Annotated in this window: 1 pseudogene; it reads left to right on the forward strand. The window is 74.3% G+C overall.

Going from position 1 to position 459, the window contains the following annotated elements:
- A pseudogene (locus IDM40_RS28520) lies at positions 1-459 on the forward strand (HNH endonuclease signature motif containing protein); the annotation flags it as partial.

A 459-nucleotide genomic window follows, 5' to 3' on the forward strand; every position in this document is an offset into this window, starting at 1 on the left:
GCCCACGGCCACCACGGCCACGGCACCACCAACGGCAACAACTCGGGCCACACCAATGGCAACAGCACTGGCAACGGCTTCGCCGGTGCCACCACCGCTGCTGCTGCCGCTGGCGGCGACGCTGGCACCGACTCCTTCGGCCACGCCGACGGCGCTGGCGCCGGGGCTGGCTCCGGCGGCTCTGGCCCTGGCGGCTCTGCCGATGGCCCCACCGCTGCTGGTGGCGGCTGCTCGCAGCCGCCCGGCACCAAGGCCGTCATCAACATCACCGTGCCCCTGTCGGCACTGCTCGGCTTCGGCTTCGCCTTCAAGGACCAGAACGAGACCGACAACGGCAACGACGCTGGCGCCGAAGGCGCCAACACCACCGGGGCAACCGGGAACACCGGGGCGACCGCCGCCCCCGGCCCCGAGCCGGGCGCCGAACCGGGCCCCGACCCCGGCGGCGGTGTTGGTGGC

The sequence above is a fragment of the Nocardiopsis coralli genome (assembly GCF_014892575.1).
GTDB lineage: Bacteria > Actinomycetota > Actinomycetes > Streptosporangiales > Streptosporangiaceae > Nocardiopsis > Nocardiopsis coralli.